Below are 19,493 nucleotides of genomic sequence, written 5' to 3' on the forward strand. Positions count from 1 at the left end.
CCACGTCGGATAACCTGGCAACCGATGAGTTCTCTTGATTCCCGGGTCACGCCCACCGGTTCTGCGCCCGGGGACTTCGACCTCTTCGTCGTCGGCTCCGGTTTCTTCGGGCTCACGATCGCTGAGCGCGCGGCCACGCAGCTCGGCAAGCGGGTCCTGGTCATCGAGCGCCGATCGCACATCGGCGGAAACGCCTACTCCGAGCCGGAGCCGGAAACCGGTATCGAGATCCACCGCTACGGCGCCCATCTGTTCCACACCTCCAATTCGCGAGTGTGGGACTACGCCCGCCAGTTCACCGACTTCACCGGGTATCAGCATCGGGTGTTCGCCATGCACGATGGCCAGGCCTACCAGTTTCCGATGGGTCTGGGTCTGGTGGCGCAGTTCTTTGGCCGCTACTACGGTCCCGACGAGGCCCGCGCGCTGATTGCCGAGCAGGCCGCCGAAATCGAAACGTCCAAGGCGAACAACCTCGAGGAGAAGGCCATCTCGCTGATCGGCCGCCCCCTGTATGAGGCGTTCGTGAAGGACTACACCGCCAAACAGTGGCAGACCGACCCCAAGGAGCTGCCCGCCTCCACGATCAGCCGACTGCCGGTCCGCTACACCTTTGACAACCGCTACTTCAACGACACCTACGAGGGACTGCCGGTCGACGGTTACACAGCATGGCTGCAGAACATGGCTGCCGATGACCGTATCGAGGTGCGGCTGGACACCGACTGGTTCGATGTCCGGGACCAGTTGCGGACCGCGAGTCCGGATGCGCCGGTGGTCTACACCGGACCGTTGGATCGCTACTTCGACTACACCGAAGGCCGGCTGGGTTGGCGCACACTGGATTTCGATGTCGAGGTGCTGCCCACCGGCGATTTTCAGGGCACGCCGGTGATGAACTACAACGACGGCGACGTCCCCTTCACCCGCATTCACGAGTTCCGTCACTTTCACCCCGAACGGGACTATCCGGCTGACAAGACGGTCATCATGCGGGAGTACTCCCGTTTCGCCGATTCCGACGACGAGCCGTACTACCCGATCAACACCGAGGCAGACCGCACCGTACTGGCCGCCTACCGGGGACGCGCCAGGGCCGAGACCGCCGCTGCCCAGGTCCTGTTCGGTGGCAGGCTGGGGACCTATCAATACCTCGACATGCACATGGCCATCGCAAGTGCGCTGAACATGTACGACAACGTCCTGGTGCCGCATCTGCGCGACGGTGCGCCGCTGACGGCTGACGAGGCCGACGAAAGCAACGGATCATGAGCGAAATCCCCACCGGACCGATCCCGCCCGGTCAGACCCGGGCGGTGAGTCTGCTCGCGCGGGTCATCCTGCCGCGGCCGGGCGAATCCCTGGACGTGCGCAAGCTGTACATCGTCGAGTCCGACACCAACGCCCGCCGCGCTCACGCCGCCACTCGCACTGCGCTGCAGATCGGCGCCGAGTCCGAAGTGTCGTTCGCGACCTACTTCAATGCATTCCCGGCCAGCTACTGGCGGCGCTGGTCAACTCTGACCTCGGTGGTGCTGCGGGTGGAACTGACCGGTAGTGCGCGGGTAGATGTGTACCGCTCCAAGGCGAACGCGGCACGAATCAGCGTCGGCGGCACCGAGATCGTCAGCCCGGACGCGAGCACCGCCGCCACCGCGGAATTCGAAGTCGAACTCGAGCCCTTCGAGGACGGCGGTTGGATCTGGTTCGACATCACCACCGACACCGAGACCGAGATGCACAGCGCGGGGTGGTACGCACCGGCCGCCGCCCCCGGCCGCGCCGACGTCGCAGTTGGCATCCCGACGTTCAACCGGCCCGCCGACTGTGTGAACGCGCTGCAGGCATTGACATCGGACCCATTGGTCGACGCCGTCATCGGCGCGGTGATCGTCGTGGACCAGGGCACCGACAAGTCGATCGCCAACCCCGGTTTCGCCGCCGCGGCCGCCGCACTGGGGGAGCGACTCTCGGTCCACCATCAACCGAACCTCGGTGGATCCGGCGGCTACAGCCGGGTCATGTACGAGGCACTCAAGAACACCGACTGCGAACAGATTCTGTTCATGGACGACGACATCCGCATCGAACCGGACTCCATCCTGCGCGCGCTGGCGCTGAGCCGATTCGCCAAGCGGCCCACGCTCATCGGCGGTCAGATGCTGAACCTCCAGGAGCCGTCGCACCTGCACGTCATGGGCGAGGTGGTCAACCGGGCCAACTTTATGTGGACCAACGCTCCGTACACCGAGTACGACCACGACTTCGCCAAGTACCCCCTCACAAGCGATGACGAAACCGGCTCCAGTGCGCTGCTGCACAGGCGCATCGATGTCGACTACAACGGCTGGTGGATGTGTTTGATCCCCCGCCAGATCGCGGAGGAGTTGGGTCAGCCGCTGCCGCTGTTCATCAAATGGGATGACGCCGACTACGGTCTGCGGGCAGGCGAGCACGGCTATCCCACCGTCACCATGCCTGGCACGGCGATCTGGCATATGGCGTGGAGCGACAAAGATGACGCGATCGACTGGCAGGCCTACTTCCACCTCCGTAACCGGTTGGTGGTGTCCGCGCTGCACTGGGATGCGCCGGTTCGCGGCCTGATCATGAGTTCAATCAAGGCCACTCTCAAACATCTCCTGTGCCTGGAATATTCGACCGTCGCGATCCAGAACAAGGCGATCGACGACTTCCTGGCCGGCCCGGAGCACATCTTCTCCATCCTGGAGTCCGCGCTGCCAGAGGTCCGGGCCATGCGCAAAGAGTTTCCCGACGCCGTGGTCCTGCCCGGTGCGACTTCGCTGCCCGCCGCAAGCGGCAGGACCAAGGTGCACAAGCCGCCGGTGGCCCTGCCCGCAATCGGTTTCCGGTTGGTGCGTGGTGTGCTCCATCAACTCCGCAGGGAGGATCCGGGTAATCACACCAGGCCCCAACTCAACGTCGCCACCCAGGACGCGCGGTGGTTCCTGCTGTGCAACGTCGATGGCGTGACGGTTACCACCGCCGATGGTCGTGGCGTGGTGTACCGGCAGCGAGACCGGGCCAAGATGTTCGGACTGTTGCGTGCATCGCTGCGCCGCCATATCGCGTTGGCCCGCAAGTACGACCACATGCGCCGCGTCTACCGCCAGGCGCTGCCGGTGCTGTCGAGCACGCAGAAATGGGAGACCGTGCTGTTCGACGAATCGCCGATCAATGTCTGAGACGGAAATGTCTGAGCCGGGACTCGAGACGGGGACGCCGACTGGTGAGGTCGCCGTACTGGTTGCCGTCCAGTCGAAGTTCGCCACACCGCCGGTTCTGACGGTGACGCGGTTGATGTCCCATTTCGGCGAGCACGCCGCGGGCTGGCTGGCGCTGTCCGGCATCGGTGCGCTGTTGGTTCCGCAGCGCCGTCGGGACTGGCTGCTTGTCGGTGTCGGTGCCATTGCTGCCCACGCGGCGGCGATCGTCATCAAACTCGCCGTCCGGCGAAAGCGGCCGCATCATCGGGATATCGCGGTCAATGTGGGCACGCCGAGTTCATTGAGCTTCCCCTCGGCGCACGCCACGTCCAGCACGGCCGCGGCTATGCTGCTCTGCCGGGCCACCCGCTCACCGCTGCCACTGGTCATCGTTCCGCTGATGGCGATGTCACGGCTGGTGCTGGGCGTGCATTACCCGAGTGATGTGCTCGCCGGTATCGCCGTCGGAGCCATCGTTGCCAGGGTCACGGCCCGCGTCGGCGGCGCCAAGAAGGAGTCGAACAGTGAGTGACGCCAAGGTCGCCGGTCCGCCGAGCAGCCTTTTCGCCGGCATCATCAAGGCGATCCGCCCCCGGCAGTGGGTCAAGAACCTCCTGGTGTTCGCTGCGCCGCTGGCGGCACTGGGCCATGAGGGCACCTACGACTATCGCCGGGTGGTGATCCAGGTCTCGATAGCGTTCGTCGTATTCAGCTTCGCAGCCTCGGCGATCTACCTCGTCAACGACGCCCGCGACGTCGAAGCCGACCGTGCCCATCCGACGAAGCGTTTCCGGCCGATCGCCGCAGGCGTGCTTCCGGTCGGGATGGCCTACGGTCTGGCAGCCGCACTGGCGGCTGCTTCGCTGATCATCGCCTGGTTGGTCAAACCTCAGCTGGCTGTGGTCATGGCGGTTTATCTGGTCATCCAGCTTGCCTACTGTTTTGGGCTGAAACATCAAGCGGTGCTTGATATCTGCATCGTTTCTTCCGGTTTCTTGATCCGGGCGATCGCCGGTGGCGTGGCTGCCGGAATTCCGCTCTCGCAGTGGTTCCTTCTGGTGATGGCCTTCGGATCGTTGTTCATGGCGGCAGGAAAACGCTATGCCGAGCTCCAACTCGCTGAGCGCACCGGTGCAAAGATCCGCAAATCGCTGGAGAGTTACACCAGCACCTATCTACGTTTCGTCTGGACCCTTTCGGCTACGGCTGTGGTGCTCTCCTACGGTCTGTGGGCGTTCGAGCGAGACGGCGGCCAGGGCTCGTGGTTCGTCATCTCGATGATCCCCTTCACCATTGCCATCCTCCGCTATGCGGTTGATGTCGACGGCGGCCTGGCGGGCGAGCCCGAAGAGATCGCCCTGGGTGACCGCGTGCTGCAGATGCTGGCACTGGCCTGGATCGGAACCGTAGTTGCCGCCGTCGTATTCGGTTAGCGAGCCCGAAACCGCTTCGCCGGGAAGCAGTTCGGTCCGTGGCGACTGGCCGGCGTTCCCCTACAGCGCCCCGACGCGGATAAGCCTGTGGATCACCGTCGCGGTGGTATCTGTTCTGTGGGCCTGGGGTATCTGGCAGCGGCGCTGGATCGCCGACGACGGGCTTATCGTGCTGCGGACGATTCGCAATCTGTTGGCCGGTAACGGCCCGGTGTTCAACGCTGGCGAACGGGTGGAGTCCAACACCTCCGCGGCCTGGACCTACCTGGTCTACTTCGGCAGCCTGATCGGCGGACCACTGCGTCTGGAGTATGTGGCGCTGGCGCTGGCGCTGGCGTTGAGCATCGGCGGGGTGGCGATGGTCATGCTCGGTACGGCCCGGTTGTGGGCGCCCACGCTGAACGGAAGGCGAGCCCTGGTCCTGCCGGCCGGGGCGCTGGTGTACATCGCCGTTCCGCCCGCGCGCGACTTCGCGACGTCGGGACTGGAGAACGGTCTGGTGACTGCCTGGCTCGGCCTGCTGTGGTGGATGTTGGTCTGCTGGTCGCAGATCCCGGCGAATTCCCGCCCGAGACCGGTGTTCAATGCGGCACTGGCTTTCGTCGCCGGACTCAGCGTCATGGTGCGTCCCGAACTGGCGCTCATCGGCGGTGTCGTACTGCTGATGATGCTCGCCGCCGCGTCGGGGTGGCGCGCTCGTGGGTGGATCGTCATCGCGGGCGGACTACTGCCGGTCGGCTATGAGATCTTCCGGATGGGTTACTACGGGCTCCTGGTGCCCCAGACCGCCCTGGCCAAGGATGCCGCCGGCAGCAAGTGGGCTCAGGGGTTCACCTATCTGGACAACTTCGCCGGGCCGTACCTGTTGTGGATTCCGGCGGTGCTGCTCATCGGGCTCGGCGCCGTGCTGCTCGCCGAGCGGTCCGGACCGTGGTGGGCCCGCGCTGCCGATACCTCGGATGCCGGTACCGGCCTGCGAGGTTCGGTGCAGAACTCGCGCGCCATCGTGGTGTTCATGATCATCAGCGGGTTGATCCAAGGGTTGTACTGGATCCGCCAGGGCGGTGACTTCATGCACGGCCGGGTTCTGCTTGCCCCGCTGTTCTGTGTGCTGGCCCCGGTGGCGGTGATCCCGGTGGCGATAACAGCCAACCGATTCGCGCGGGAGAAGGGCCGCCTCGTCGGCCGGGCGACTGCGGCGCTGTGGCTCGCCTTGGCCGGCTGGGCGCTGTGGGCCGCGAACTCTCCCGGATTGGGATCGGACGCAACCCGGGTCACCTACTCGGGGATCGTCGACGAACGCCGGTTCTACTCGCAGGCCACCGGTCATGCCCACCCGCTGACGGCAGCGGACTATCTCGACTATCCCCGGATGCGGGCCGTGCTGGTGGCCATCAAAAACACCCCCGACGGCGCACTGCTGCTGCCGTCGGGCAATTACGACGTGTGGGATGTCGTGCCGGCCCTGCCGCCGCCACCGCCGCCTCCGGGGGTGCCGATGGATACCTGGCGCCGCCAAGTCGCTCCGCACACCGTCTTTTTCACCAACCTCGGCATGGTGGGGATGAACGTAGGCCTCGACACCAGGGTGATCGATCAGATCGGCCTGGCCAACCCCCTGGCCGCACACACCGCACGGTTGGACGATGCCCGGATCGGCCATGACAAGAACCTCTTCCCCGACTGGGCGGTCGCGGAAGGGCCCTGGCTCACCAAGCATCCGTATGTGCCGCCCTACCTCGACGAGGGGTGGATCACGGAGGCGCGGGCCGCCCTCGGCTGCCCGGAAACCGCGGAGAAACTCAAGTCCATCCGGGATCCGATGACCCTTCCACGGTTCATCGGCAACCTGCATCGCGCGTTGGAGTTCACCCGGTACCGCATCGACCGGGTGCCGGAATACGACTTGTTGCGCTGCGGTCTTGACCGCCCGCCCTTCGATGTCCCGCCCTATACCGGGCTCCCCGCGACGGGCCCGTAGCGGGTTTTCAGCACGCCAATCACGGAAACCCGGGCCCACGATTGTGATTCACTACGGGGTGTCGTGGACGAATCGGTCGTGAGGTGGGTATGAGGGTTCTGGTGAAGCTGTTCCGGGCGTTGGGCGCCCTCGTCGTGGCGCTCGGAACGTGGTGCGTCACCGCTCCGGCCGCGAGCGCCGCGGGGGTGGAGTACCTGATGGTCCCGTCTGCGGCGATGGGCCGGGACATCCCGGTCGCGTTCCAGGGTGGCGGTCCGCACGCGGTGGTGCTGCTCGACGCGTTCAACGCGGCCCCCGACGTGAGCAACTGGGTGACGGTCGGCAACGCGATGAGCGCTTTCGCCGGCAGCGGCCTGTCGGTCGCAGCCCCGGCCAGTGGCGCCTACAGCATGTACACCAACTGGGAGTTGGACGGCAGCAAGCAGTGGGAAACCTTCCTCGCTGACGAACTGCCCAACTGGCTGGCAGCAAACAAGGGCCTCGCTCCCGCCGGTCACGCGATCGTCGGCGCCGCCCAGGGCGGCACCGGTGCGCTGACCATGGCCACCTTCCATCCGGACCGCTACCGCTACGCGGGCTCGCTGTCCGGATTCCTCAACCCGTCGGACACCTTCACCAACGGCGCGATCTCGGCGGGCATCAACGCAAGCGGCGGCAACATCGAGGCGATGTGGGGCGCTCCCCAGCTCGGCCGGTGGAAGTGGCACGATCCCAACGTCCATGTCGCGCTCCTGGTGGACAACAACACCCGGCTGTGGGTGTTCAGCCCGCAGAACGTCACCTGCAGCGATCCGGCGGCGATGATCGGTCGCTGCGATATCGCCCAGGGCAGCAACCGCACGTTCTACGCGCACTACCGCGCGGTCGGCGGCCACAACGGCCACTTCGACTTCCCGGCCGGCGGAAATCATGACTGGGGCAATTGGTCGGGGCAACTCGCAGCAATGTCCGCCGACATCGCGGCCGCCATCAAGTAGCTAACCGGAGGCGGTAAAACCGTTAGCCATCCGCAACCGCTCAGAGGCTGGCACGTGGCACCGGACCTGTAATGTGGCACCCGTGCAGCGCGTCGGGAGCGGTTCGCTCAGCAAACGCTCAGGGACGAGCAGGCGGCCACTGAGCACGCCCGCACCGGTGCGGTTACTCGCCGCGGTGGTGGCACCCGCGGCGGCTCTGCTGGCCGGGTGCGGATCCGGTGCGGACCTGATGAGCATCGTGGTGCTGCCAACCCAGCAGAACGAGGGGTTCGTCGACGGCGTCGGCGTCCCGCCCAGCGCCAGCGGGTCGGGACGACTCGACCTGACGAATGTGCAGCAGGGATATCTGGACGCTCTGATTGCCATCGGTATCCGCCCGTCCAGCGAGTTGCGGGCGCTCAGTATCGGTTCCTACATCTGCCAGGCCCGCGCCGCCGGTCAACCGGAACGTGCGGTCTGGGATTACGTCGCACCGATGGTCCGCAGCGATGTCGCCGCCGCACAGGCCGCCGCGCCGCAGTCGGCCGGTGGCGTTGCGGCCGTCCCGGCCGACGTGGCCATCGCCGGTTACATCCGCACCGCCTCCGAGCTGCTCTGCTAAACGATGGCCCGTAAGACGCGGACGGGCAACCGGCCCAATCCTCGGACCGACAAGCGGCGCAGGCGGCATCGCATCCTGGCGCTGATCGCGGCCGCCGCGGTCGCGGTCGTGGTGGCCCTGGTGGTCACCATCATCGTGATCGTCGTGCGTCGGCCGACTCCGTCGACCACCGCCATCCCACCGACGGCGGTGCCGCCCACCAGCCAGCCCGGCCGTAAGGCCCGCCCTGCATTCCAGGATGCAAGCTGTCCCGACGTCTCGATGATCTCCATCCCAGGTACCTGGGAGTCATCGCCGACCGACGACCCGCTCAATCCATCTCAGTTCCCAATTGCGTTGTTGCTCAACGTTACCCGCCCGATCATGGACCAATTCGGACGGGATCGCGTAGAGGTCTATACCGTCCCCTACACCGCGCAGTTCCACAATCCGCTCTCAGCCGACAAGCAGATGTCCTACAACGACAGTCGCACGGAGGGGACCAGGGCTACGGTGCGGGCGATGGCCGAGATGAACGACCGCTGCCCCCTGACCAGCTTTGTGATCGTCGGTTTCTCCCAGGGCGCGGTGATCGGTGGAGACCTCGCCAGCGATATCGGCAACGGGCGCGGACCGGTCGACGAGGATCTGGTGCTCGGTGTGACGCTGATCGCCGACGGCCGCCGCCAGCCAGCGGTCGGTCAGGACATCGGTCCGATGCCGCCCGGTCAGGGTGCGGAGGTCACCCTGGCCGAGGTGCCGGCGTTGTCCGCTCTCGGGCTGACCATGAGCGGTCAGCGCCCCGGCGGTTTCGGTGCGCTGAACAACCGCACCAACGAGATCTGCGCGCCCGGGGATCTGATCTGCTCGGCTCCGCAGTCGGCGTTCAATATCGCCAACCTGCCCCGCACTCTCGAGGTGCTCACCGCCGGGGCGGGGCAACCGATCCACGCCATGTACAACACCCCCGAGTTCTGGAATCTCGACGGCCAGACCGCCACCGGTTGGACGCTCAACTGGGCCCGTGTCGTGATCGAGAACGCCCCGCGTCCGCCGCACGGGTGAATCCGGCCGAAGAAAACCTGGATAAACGTTCTCCGACGCGCGGCGATCCGATTTGGTCCGCACCGCTAGTGCCACTAACATTAAGAAATATTTAAGAGCTGTGAACGCCGGTCCGGTAGTGGTCCCCGACTCCTGCCGGAGACGACTGTTGCCGCAGGATTCTCGGTACGATCTGTTGGGCCACAGGCCGGTGGGCCGACTGGCCCGCAGACCACGAACCAGGACAACCGGTGGCGCGCCGACGAGGCTGCCGCACCGCGCGACCACGCCCAGCATCGCGGTGCATCGCGACGCATGAGTGTTCTGACAGGAGAATGGTATGCCGTTCCATAACCCGTTCATCAAGGACGGACGGATCACCTTCCCTGAGGGCGCGAGCCTGGTGAAGCATGTCGAGCGCTGGGCCCGCGTGCGGGGTGACAAGCCCGCCTACCGCTTCCTCGACTTCTCCACCGAACGCGACGGCGTTGCCCGTGTTCTGACCTGGGCCGACTTCGGCGCTCGTAACCGTGCGCTGGGTGCGCGCCTGCAGCAGGTGACCGAACCCGGCGACCGGGTCGCGATCCTGTGCCCGCAGAACCTCGAGTACCTCGTCGCCTTCTTCGGCACCCTGTACTCCGGGCGGATCGCGGTGCCACTGTTCGACCCGTCCGAGCCCGGCCACGTAGGCCGACTGCACGCCGTGCTCGACGACTGCCAGCCCTCGGCGATTCTGACCACCACCGAGGCCGCCGAGGGCGTGCGGAAGTTCTTCCGCAGCCGTCCGGCCAAGGAGCGTCCCCGCGTCATCGCGGTCGACGCGATCCCGGACGAGGTCGGCGCAACCTGGGACTACAACACCGTCGTCCTCGAGGACACCATCGCCTATCTGCAATACACCTCGGGATCCACCCGCATCCCGAGCGGCGTCCAGATCACCCACCAGAACCTCGCCGCCAATGTCGTGCAGGTGATCGAGGCACTCGAGGGCGAGGAAGCCGACCGCGGGGTGTCCTGGTTGCCGTTCTTCCACGACATGGGTCTGGTCACCGCGCTGCTGCCGTCGCTGATCGGCCACTACTTCACCTTCATGACCCCGGCCGCGTTCGTCCGCCGCCCGATCCGTTGGATGCGCGAACTCGCGCGCCAGCCCGGGGACACCGGCGGCACCATCTCGGTGGCCCCGAACTTCGCCTTCGACCATGCCGCGGCCCGCGGTCTGCCCAAGGATGACGAGGAACCACTGGACCTGTCCGGCGTCAAGGCGATCCTCAACGGCAGCGAGCCGATCTCGGCTGCCACCGTGCGCCGGTTCAACGCCGCGTTCGGCCCGTTCGGCTTCCAGCCCAAGGCGATCAAGCCGTCCTACGGTCTGGCCGAGGCGACATTGTTCGTCTCCACCACCCCGGCCTCCGAGGAGCCGACGATCATCTCCGTCGACCGCGACGAGCTCAATGCCGGCCGGTTCGTGCCGGTACCCGACGACTCACCCAAGGCTGTCGCACAAGCCGGTGCGGGCAAGATCGGCGTCGGTGAGTGGGCCGCGATCGTCGAGCCCGAGACGGCCTCGGAGGTTCCCGACGGTCACATCGCTGAGATCTGGATCAGCGGTATGAACATGGGCACCGGTTACTGGAACAAGCCCGAGAAGTCCATCGAGACGTTCCAGAACATCCTCAAGTCGCGGACCAGCCCGTCGCATGCCGAAGGCGCCGCCGATGACGCCACCTGGGTGCGCACTGGCGACCTCGGCGCCTATTACGACGGAGAACTGTTCATCACCGGACGGACCAAGGATCTGGTGATCATCGACGGCCGCAACCACTACCCGCAGGATCTGGAGTACTCGGCTCAGGAGGCGTCCAAGGCGGTGCGCACCGGTTTCGCCGCAGCGTTCTCGGTGCCCGCCAACCAGCTGCCCGATGAGGTGTTCGCCGATGCCCACGCGGGTCTCAAGCGCAACCCCGACGACAGCTCCGAGCAGTTGGTGATCGTCGCCGAACGGGCCGCCGGCTCACACAAGATCGAACTCAGTCAGGTCGCGGACGCCATCCGCGCCGCCATCGCGGTGCGCCACGGTGTCACCGTCCGCGATGTCCTGCTGACGCCGGCCGGCGCGATCCCGCGCACCTCGAGCGGCAAGATCGGCCGGACTGCCTGCCGGTCGGCCTACCTGGACGGCAGCCTCCGAGCCGGGAAGGTCGCCAACGCCTTCCCCGAAGCGGAATAACGACCACCGAAGGCCTCATGTCTGAATCAGATTCGCACCCAGCCGACGAAGTTGATCGGGCCGACGAGTTGATCATCGCCCCCGAGAAGGAGTTGGCGGCTCCGCGGACCGATATGACGGTCCCGGAAATGCGCGAATGGCTGCGTAACTGGGTTGCCAACGCGACCGGGCAGGCCCCCGAAGCCGTCGACGAGTCGGTGCCGATGGTCGAGTTGGGACTGTCGTCTCGCGATGCCGTTGCGATGGCCAGTGATATCGAGGACCTCACCGGTGTCACGCTGACCGCAACCGTGGCCTTCCGCCATCCGACCATCGAGGCGCTGGCGGTCGTGATCATCGAGGGTGAGCCCGAACCGGAGTTCACCGAGGGTGATGACGACTGGACGCGCGACGTCGACGAGGACGTCTTCAACATCGCCATCGTCGGCCTGGCGACCAGGTTCCCCGGCGAGATGAACAGCCCCGACCAGATGTGGCAGGCACTGCTGGAGGGCCGCGACGCCATCACCGACCTTCCCGAGGGTCGGTGGGCGGAGTTCATGACCGAGCCGCGGCTGGCCGAGCGGATCGAGAAGGCCCGCACGCGTGGCGGATATCTGAAGGACCTCAAGGGTTTCGACGCCGAATTCTTCGCATTGTCGAAGATGGAGGCCGACAACATGGATCCGCAGCAGCGGCTTGCCCTGGAGCTGACCTGGGAGGCGTTGGAGTACGCGCGTATTCCGGCCTCGAGTCTGCGCGGCCGGGATGTCGGCGTTTTCGTGGGCAGTTCCACCAATGACTACAGCTACCTGGCGATGATGGATCCCCGGACAGCGCATCCCTACGCCATCACCGGCACCGCGAGCTCGATCATCGCCAACCGTGTCTCCTACTTCTACGACTTCCGCGGCCCCTCGGTGGCGGTGGACACCGCATGCTCGTCGTCGCTGGTGGCGGTGCACCAGGGCGTGCAGGCGCTGCGAACCGGCCAGGCCGACGTGGTACTGGCCGGCGGTGTGAACGCGTTGGTGACGCCCGCTGTCACACTGGGTTTCGACGAGGTCGGCGGGGTGCTCGCGCCGGACGGCCGGATCAAGTCGTTCAGCGCGGACGCCGACGGATACGCCCGTTCCGAAGGCGGCGGCATGGTGGTGCTCAAGCGCCTCGGTGACGCCCGCCGCGACGGAGACGAGATCATCGCGGTGATCGCCGGTAGCGCGATCAACCATGACGGCCGGTCCAACGGCATGCTGGCCCCCAACCCCGACGCTCAGGCCGAGGTGTTACGAAAGGCGTACCGGGACGCCGGAATCGACCCGAGCACCGTCGACTACATCGAGGCGCACGGCACCGGCACCATCCTCGGCGATCCGATCGAGGCCGACGCGCTTGGCCGAGTGGTCGGACGTGGCCGAGCCGCCGACTGCCCCGCACTGCTCGGTGCGGTGAAATCCAATGTGGGCCATCTGGAGTCAGCCGCCGGATCGGCGAGCCTGGCCAAGGTGGCGCTGTCACTGCAACGCGACAAGGTACCGGCGTCGATCAACTACTCCGGCCCCAACCCCTATATCGACTTCGAGGGAGTTCGGCTCAAAGTGGCCGACACCCCGACCGACTGGCCGCGTTACAGCGGCCATGCCGTTGCCGGGGTTTCCGGGTTCGGTTTCGGCGGGGCCAACGCTCACCTGGTGGTACGCGAGGTGTTGCCTGAGGATCTGGTGGAGCCGCAGGCCGAACCCGATCCGATTGATTCACCGGCGACTGCCCACGCCAATGCCGTCTACGTAGGCGGAGTCCTGGTCGAAGACGATGAGGATTATCAGGAAGACGCGTCCTCTGTTGAACGTGACTTCGACTACGAGTACGGCTACGACGAGAGCGAGCCCGAACTTCCCGGTCTGACCGACGAGGCGCTACGCCTGATCGAGGTGGCTCGCGAGGAACTCGAAGCGCAGGAGCAACCCATTGCGGTTGTGCCGCTGGCAGTTTCGGGGTTCCTCACGTCTCGCAAACGAGCTGCGGCCGGTGAGCTCGCGGACTGGATCGAGAGCCCCGAGGGCCGCGCGTCCTCATTGGAGTCGATCGGCCGCTCGTTGTCCCGGCGCAATCACGGCCGTTCGCGAGCTGTGGTGATGGCTCATGATCACGACGAAGCGGTCAAGGGTCTGCGCGCGATCGCCGAGGGGAAACAGAGCCCGCTCGTCTACAGCGCCGACGGCCCGGTGAGCAACGGACCGGTGTGGGTGCTGGCCGGCTTCGGCGCCCAGCACCGCAAGATGGGCAAGAGCCTGTACCTGCGCGACGAGGTGTTCGCGGAGTGGATCAACAAAGTTGATTCGCTCATCCAGGACGAGCGGGGGTACTCGATCCTCGAGCTCATCCTCGACGACGCAGTCGACTACACCGACGAGACCTGTGAGTACCCGATCGAAGTCGTGCAGTTGGTGATCTTCGCGATCCAGATCGCCCTTGGCGAACTGCTCAAGCACCACGGTGCGAAACCGGCTGCGCTGGTTGGACAGTCGCTGGGCGAGGCGGCTGCGGCCTACTTCGCCGGCGGGCTGTCGCTGGCGGATGCGACCCGTACCATCTGTGCGCGCTCACACCTGATGGGCGAGGGCGAAGCCATGCTCTTCGGCGATTACATCCGGCTGATGGCACTTGTCGAGTACTCCGCCGACGAGATCACCGCGGTGTTCTCCGACTACCCCGACCTTGAGGTGTGCGTGTACGCCGCACCGACCCAGACCGTCATCGGTGGACCGCCGGCTCAGGTGGACGCGATCATCGAACGCTGTGAGAAAGAGGGCAGGTTCGCCCGAAAGTTCGCCACCAAGGGTGCCAGCCACACCACCCAGATGGATCCGCTGCTGGGTGAGCTGGCCGCCGAGCTGCAGGGCATCGAGCCCCACCCGCTGCATGTCGGCTACTTCTCCACGGTTCACGAAGGCGCCTACATCCGTCCGGGTGGCGAGCCGATCCACGATGTCGACTACTGGAAGAAGGGTCTGCGGCACAGCGTCTACTTCACCCAGGCCATCCGCAATGCCGTCGACAACGGCCACACCACATTCGTCGAGCTGGCACCCAATCCGGTGGCCCTCATGCAGGTCGGGTTGACCACGGCGTCAGCAGGTCTGCATGACGGCCAGCTGATTGCGACGTTGGCCCGCAAGACCGATGAGGTCGAGTCCATGGTGGCGGCGATGGCTGCGCTCTACGCCTACGGCCACGATCTCGATTTCCGGACGCTGTTCACCCCGGCCGCCGGGCCCGGGGACTACGCCGACATCCCGCTGACTCGATTCAAGCGCAAGGAGCACTGGCTCAACGCGCAGTTCTCCGCCGACGGCTCATCGATGATCCCGGGCACCCATGTCGCGATGCCGGACGGCAGGCATGTCTGGGAGTACTCGGCCCAGGGCGTCACGGATCTGGCAGCCCTGGTGAAAGCGGCTGCTGCGCAGGTGCTTCCGGATTCCACCCTGACCGCGGCCGAGCAGCGTGCGGTTACCGGTGAGGGCGCGCGATTGGTGACCACGCTGACCCGTCACCCCGGTGGGGCCTCGGTACAGGTCCACGCCCGCATCGGCGAGTCGTTCACGCTGGTCTACGACGCAATTGTCACCCGATCGGGGGCGCCATCGGTGCTGCCGGCCGCTGTGGCGACCGGAACCGTTGTAACACAGTCCGTTTCGGACGTTGCCGCAGCACCTGAGCAACCGGATGCCGACATCCTGCACGACAACCTCGCGGCCGGCGCCGGTGTCGCGGCGAGCCTGGGCAAGTGGTCTCCGGAGTCCGGGGAGAGTGTGCACGACAGGCTCGGTGTAATCGTGGGCAGCGCGATGGGCTACGAGCCCGAGGATCTGCCATGGGAGGTGCCGCTGATCGAACTCGGTCTGGTTTCGCTGATGGCGGTGCGGATCAAGAACCGTGTCGAGTATGACTTCGACATGCCGCCGATCCAGCTGACCGCGGTGCGCGATGCCAGCCTCAACGATGTGAAGGCGCTCATCACCTATGCCGTGGAACACCGCGACGAGGTGGTGGCGCTGCACGAGCACCAGAAGGGTATGACAGCCGACGAGATCGCCGCCGAACAGGCCAAGATCCTGGCCGGTGAGATCAGCCCGGAACTGGCCGAGAAACTCGCTGCCAAGCACCCCGAGGCGCACGCGACGGCACCGGCCGTCCCGCCGCCCCCGACCAATCCGGCCGGGCCGGACATTCCGCCTCCGCCCACCCACCCGGTGCCGCCCCCGCCCACCCACCCGGAAGGCCCCGGCGCCCCGAAGCAGTCCGCCGCCGGTGCCGCCGCGAAAGTCCTCACCCAGCAGGCCGTCGTCGACGCGCTGGGCGCCGATGTCCCGCCACGCGAGGCCGCCGAGCGGGTCACCTTCGCAACCTGGGCCATCGTCACCGGTAAGTCACCGGGTGGCATCTTCAACGAACTGCCCAAGATCGACAGCGAGACCGCGACGAAGATCGCCGCGAGGCTCACCGAGCGCTGTGAGGGCACCATCACCGTCGAGCAGGTCACGGCGGCGGGCACCATCGAGGAACTCGCGACCACGGTGCGCGAGCATCTCGAGGCCGGCGAACTCAACGGGTTCGTCCGCACCATCCGTGCCCGTAAAGAAGGTTCGGAGCGAATCCCGGTGTTCGTCTTCCATCCGGCCGGCGGCTCGACGGTGGTCTACGAGCCTCTGCTCAAGCGGCTCCCGGCGGACACCCCGATGTACGGATTCGAGCGGGTGGAGGGCTCAATCGAGGAGCGTGCCGCCGAGTACGTGCCCAAGCTGATGGAACTGCAGGGCAACGGCCCGTTCATCCTTGCCGGCTGGTCGCTGGGCGGAGTGCTGGCCTATGCCTGCGCCATCGGACTGAAGAAGGCCGGCGCGGACGTCCGCTTCGTCGGCCTGATCGACACCGTCCGTGCCGGGGAGGACATCCCGCAGACCAAGGAGGAGATCCGGGCCCGCTGGGATCGCTACGCGCTGTTCGCCCAGCGGACCTTCAACGTGGAGATCCCGGAGATCCCGTACGAAGAACTCGAGTCACTCGACGACGACGGACAGGTGCGATTCATCCTCAACGCCGTCAAGGAAAGTGGGGTCGACATCCCGGGCGGAATCGTCGAGCACCAGCGCACGTCGTATCTGGACAACCGCGCTATCGACACCGCCAAGATCGAGCCTTTCGATGGCCACGTCACCCTGTACATGGCTGACCGCTATCACGATGACGCGATCATGTTCGAGCCGCGCTACGGCACCCGCAAGCCCGATGGCGGCTGGGGCGAGTTCGCGTCCGACCTCGAGGTGGTGCCGATCGGGGGCGAGCACATTCAAGCGATCGACGAGCCGTACATTGCCAAGGTGGGTGCCCACATGAGCGAGGCACTCAATCGGATAGAGGCGCAGGGGAAGTGACCAACAAAACCACCGCTGAACTACTGGCCGAACTTCGCGACAAGCTCGAACTGGCCAAGGAGCCCGGTGGCGAGAAGGCTGTCGCCAAACGGGCGAAGAAGGGGCTGCCCAGCGCCCGCGAACGCATTCACGAACTGGTCGATCCGGGCAGCTTCCTCGAGATCGGCGCGCTCGCAAAGACTCCCGGCGATCCGAACGCGCTCTTCGGCGACGGCGTGGTGACCGGGCACGCCACCATCAACGGCCGTCCGGTCGGTGTGTTCAGCCACGATCAGACCGTGTTCCAGGGCACCGTCGGGGAGATGTTCGGCCGCAAGGTGGCCCGCCTGATGGAGTGGGTGGCCATGGTCGGCTGCCCGATCATCGGCATCAACGACTCCGGCGGCGCCCGGATCCAGGACGCGGCGACCTCGTTGGCCTGGTATGCCGAGTTGGGTCGCCGGCATGAACTTCTCAGTGGCGTCGTGCCGCAGATATCGATCGTTCTCGGCAAGTGTGCCGGCGGTGCGGTGTACTCGCCCATCCAGACCGACCTGGTGGTCGCCGTCCGTGACCAGGGCTACATGTTCGTCACCGGACCCGACGTCATCAAAGACGTCACCGGTGAGGATGTCACCCTCGACGAGCTCGGCGGCGCCGACCATCAAGCTCGCTACGGCAATATCCACCAGGTGGTCGATTCCGAGAAGGCCGCATTCGCGTATGTCCGGGATTTCCTGGGGTTCCTGCCGCCCAATACTTTTGACGATGCGCCGGTGATCAATCCCGGTCTCGAACCGGAGATCACCCCGCACGACCTCGAGCTCGACAGCATTGTTCCGGACGCCGACAACACGGCCTATGACATGCACGAAATCCTGATCCGGATATTCGACGACGGTGACTTTCTCGACGTCAATGCTCAGGCGGGTCTTGCGATGATCACCGGTTTCGCCCGGGTGGACGGCAGACCGGTCGGGGTGATCGCCAATCAACCGATGCACATGTCCGGGGCGATCGACAACGAGGCCTCCGACAAGTCCGCCCGCTTCATGCGGTTCTGCGACGCGTTCAACCTGCCGGTTGTCTTTGTCGTGGACACCCCGGGCTTCCTGCCCGGGGTTGAACAGGAGAAGAACGGAATCATCAAGCGCGGCGGCCGATTCCTCTACGCGGTCGTCGAGGCTGACGTCCCGAAGATCACCATCACTGTTCGCAAGTCCTACGGCGGCGCCTACGCGGTGATGGGTTCCAAGCAGTTGACGGCCGATCTCAACTTCGCCTGGCCGACAGCCCGCATCGCAGTGATCGGCGCCGAGGGCGCAGCCCAACTTCTGGTGAAGCGGTTCCCTGATCCCACCGCGCCTGAGGTTCAGAAGATCCGCGCCGACTTCATCGAGGGCTACAACCTCAATATGGCGATTCCCTACGTGGCGGCCGAGCGCGGCTACATCGACGCGGTCATCGAACCGCACCAGACCCGGCTTCTGCTTCGGAAGTCACTGAGATTGTTGCGTGACAAGCAGATTCAGCGTATCGCGCGCAAACACGGTCTGATCCCGATCTAATCGTGGTTTCAGATCAACGGCCGGATGCCCGGCTCTACATCTTCCCGCACACCGGCGGCTCAGCCGACTTCTACGTGCCGTTCGCCCGCGCATTCACCGGTGGCACCAAATGCGTCGCGGTCCAGTATCCGGGCAAGCGGGCGGGCAAGGATTTGTCTCAGTACTCGAGTATTCCGGATCTGGCCGACCGCCTCTGCGCGATGTTGAAGCCGGCCGAGGTGCAACCGGGCCCGGTTGCGTTCTTCGGCCACAGCATGGGCGGATTGTTGGCTTTCGAAGTCGCGACGCGTTTCGAGCTGGCCGGCAATCCGATCGCCGCACTGTTCGTATCGGCGAGCGCCGCCCCGGGCCTGTGGCCGCGCCGCGCTGAACTGGCCGGTTCGGATCAACAACTACTGAGCCTGATCAGCAATGTCACCGGCGCCAATCCGGAGTTCCTCAACGATGACCAGTTCGCCGCCACTCTGCTGCCGACGCTGCGCGGACTGAAGGCCGTGGCGTCCTATGACCGCGAGCCGGAGGCGGTGGTCTCGTGCCCGATCCACGCGCTCATCGCCGAAGATGACGAACTGGCCACCGCCGAGATGGTGGCGCCGTGGGCCCGGCGGACGACCGACGCATTCGACCTGACCACATTTCCCGGTGGCCACTTCTACATCAACGAGAACCTGCCGGAGCTGTCTCAGTGGGTCGAGGAACGGATCCCCTCGACGCCCGTGGGCGGGCGATAATCGCACGATAATCGGCCAATCCTGAGTTTTTCTGAGTTAGCTGATCACCGGTGCGCCGTCGGGTGGTGGCTAAGTCCTGTCAGGGGCTGCCAACCTATCCGCCCAAGGCTAGCCCCATACCCTCTGATGACCGGCAACTTCCTTTGATCGCTGTCGGGAAGCCCTCTGGAATTCGCGGGCTGGGCAAGATGGCAGGATAGCTGGTAGATTTGCTGGAGCCCCACGCTCTCAGGTTTGGGGAGCAGCGCAGCGGGCTAGCGCCCGTAGACCGATTCGCACGTCCGAAGAGGCCGTGTGAATCGGGCGTTGCCCGGCCAGCGAGCACA

Annotated in this window: 12 protein-coding genes; all 12 read left to right on the forward strand. The window is 65.7% G+C overall.

Features of this window, described 5'->3' with window-relative positions:
- Window positions 1-24 precede the first annotated feature (24 nt).
- A complete protein-coding gene (gene glf / locus ACR2JI_RS07045; protein WP_526389366.1) occupies window positions 25-1,272 on the forward strand; it encodes a UDP-galactopyranose mutase in 1,248 nt (415 codons plus the stop codon).
- The gene (locus ACR2JI_RS07050; RefSeq protein ID WP_526389367.1) at window positions 1,269-3,206 is read left to right on the forward strand and encodes a glycosyltransferase family 2 protein; all 1,938 of its coding nucleotides are present in this window, start codon (window positions 1,269-1,271) and stop codon (window positions 3,204-3,206) included. The genes glf and ACR2JI_RS07050 overlap by 4 nt, the downstream gene beginning before the upstream one ends.
- A 7-nt stretch (window positions 3,207-3,213) precedes the next feature.
- Window positions 3,214-3,759 (forward strand): phosphatase PAP2 family protein, encoded by a 546-nt coding sequence (locus ACR2JI_RS07055; RefSeq protein WP_526389368.1) that lies wholly within the window; start codon window positions 3,214-3,216, stop codon window positions 3,757-3,759.
- Window positions 3,752-4,660: a decaprenyl-phosphate phosphoribosyltransferase gene (locus tag ACR2JI_RS07060; protein WP_526389369.1), complete on the forward strand. Its 909-nt coding sequence runs from the start codon at window positions 3,752-3,754 to the stop codon at window positions 4,658-4,660. The genes ACR2JI_RS07055 and ACR2JI_RS07060 overlap by 8 nt, the downstream gene beginning before the upstream one ends.
- On the forward strand, window positions 4,638-6,641 hold the full coding sequence (gene aftB, locus ACR2JI_RS07065; protein WP_526389370.1) for a terminal beta-(1->2)-arabinofuranosyltransferase: 2,004 nt from the start codon (window positions 4,638-4,640) through the stop codon (window positions 6,639-6,641). Before ACR2JI_RS07060 ends, aftB begins: the two co-directional genes overlap by 23 nt.
- An 89-nt stretch (window positions 6,642-6,730) precedes the next feature.
- Window positions 6,731-7,618, forward strand: coding sequence for an alpha/beta hydrolase (locus tag ACR2JI_RS07070; RefSeq protein ID WP_526389371.1), 888 nt, complete (start codon window positions 6,731-6,733; stop codon window positions 7,616-7,618).
- A gap of 82 nt (window positions 7,619-7,700) precedes the next feature.
- Entirely contained in the window at window positions 7,701-8,219 is a 519-nt protein-coding gene (locus ACR2JI_RS07075) for a hypothetical protein (RefSeq protein ID WP_526389372.1), read from the forward strand.
- Between the two features lie 3 nt (window positions 8,220-8,222).
- Window positions 8,223-9,263, forward strand: a complete 1,041-nt coding sequence (gene culp6 / locus ACR2JI_RS07080; RefSeq protein ID WP_526389373.1) for a carboxylesterase Culp6 — start codon at window positions 8,223-8,225, stop codon at window positions 9,261-9,263.
- Between the two features lie 319 nt (window positions 9,264-9,582).
- Window positions 9,583-11,472, forward strand: a complete 1,890-nt coding sequence (gene fadD32, locus ACR2JI_RS07085) for a long-chain-fatty-acid--AMP ligase FadD32 (protein ID WP_526389374.1) — start codon at window positions 9,583-9,585, stop codon at window positions 11,470-11,472.
- A gap of 113 nt (window positions 11,473-11,585) precedes the next feature.
- Window positions 11,586-16,889 (forward strand): polyketide synthase Pks13, encoded by a 5,304-nt coding sequence (gene pks13, locus ACR2JI_RS07090; RefSeq protein WP_526389397.1) that lies wholly within the window; start codon window positions 11,586-11,588, stop codon window positions 16,887-16,889.
- On the forward strand, window positions 16,886-18,436 hold the full coding sequence (locus ACR2JI_RS07095) for an acyl-CoA carboxylase subunit beta (protein ID WP_526389375.1): 1,551 nt from the start codon (window positions 16,886-16,888) through the stop codon (window positions 18,434-18,436). Before pks13 ends, ACR2JI_RS07095 begins: the two co-directional genes overlap by 4 nt.
- 2 nt (window positions 18,437-18,438) lie before the next feature.
- Complete coding sequence (locus ACR2JI_RS07100; RefSeq protein WP_526389376.1) at window positions 18,439-19,167, forward strand: thioesterase II family protein; 729 nt, start codon at window positions 18,439-18,441, stop codon at window positions 19,165-19,167.
- Window positions 19,168-19,493 lie beyond the last annotated feature (326 nt).

It is taken from the genome of Mycobacterium sp., from assembly GCF_051006775.1.
Lineage (GTDB): Bacteria > Actinomycetota > Actinomycetes > Mycobacteriales > Mycobacteriaceae > Mycobacterium.

What these genes read in the sequence shown, in the direction of transcription:
- glf (WP_526389366.1), top strand. Translation starts at nt 25, where the DNA reads ATGAGTTCTCTTGATTCCCGGGTCACGCCCACCGGTTCTGCGCCCGGG.
- ACR2JI_RS07050 (WP_526389367.1), top strand. Translation starts at nt 1,269, where the DNA reads ATGAGCGAAATCCCCACCGGACCGATCCCGCCCGGTCAGACCCGGGCG.
- ACR2JI_RS07055 (WP_526389368.1), top strand. Translation starts at nt 3,214, where the DNA reads ATGTCTGAGCCGGGACTCGAGACGGGGACGCCGACTGGTGAGGTCGCC.
- ACR2JI_RS07070 (WP_526389371.1), top strand. Translation starts at nt 6,731, where the DNA reads ATGAGGGTTCTGGTGAAGCTGTTCCGGGCGTTGGGCGCCCTCGTCGTG.
- culp6 (WP_526389373.1), top strand. Translation starts at nt 8,223, where the DNA reads ATGGCCCGTAAGACGCGGACGGGCAACCGGCCCAATCCTCGGACCGAC.
- fadD32 (WP_526389374.1), top strand. Translation starts at nt 9,583, where the DNA reads ATGCCGTTCCATAACCCGTTCATCAAGGACGGACGGATCACCTTCCCT.
- pks13 (WP_526389397.1), top strand. Translation starts at nt 11,586, where the DNA reads ATGACGGTCCCGGAAATGCGCGAATGGCTGCGTAACTGGGTTGCCAAC.